The sequence below is a fragment of the Bacillus sp. SIMBA_031 genome (assembly GCF_046535225.1).
Taxonomy (GTDB): Bacteria; Bacillota; Bacilli; order Bacillales; family Bacillaceae; genus Bacillus; species Bacillus velezensis.
On sequence record NZ_JAWRXC010000308.1, the window covers coordinates 1 to 267 of the forward strand.

Below are 267 nucleotides of genomic sequence, written 5' to 3' on the forward strand. Positions count from 1 at the left end.
ATCATTAGTCGCTCCTCCAGAACTACTATCAGCATCAGCATAGTCTACTTGGGTATCAATTCTATGCATCACATGATTAAAAGTTGAAACAAAAAATCCATTCATAGCCCCTTGCCAGAAATTACCTCCTGCTAATACAGAACCAACTCCACCAGAAATAGCCCCTGTTATTATGATCCCTGTATCACTTCTTAGAGGGTTAAAATCGAAAAACCCATCGCTGGGAGCCTTTAGTAAATCTCCTGTCAAACTTGCGAATGCTCCACT

The 267-nt window shown here is 40.8% G+C and carries 1 protein-coding gene; it reads right to left on the reverse strand.

The window, feature by feature from the left end; translation table 11 throughout:
- The coding region (locus SB724_RS20420; RefSeq protein WP_410572714.1) for a hypothetical protein at positions 1-249 on the reverse strand (249 nt) is incomplete at its 3' end.
- Between the last annotated feature and the right edge of the window lie 18 nt (positions 250-267).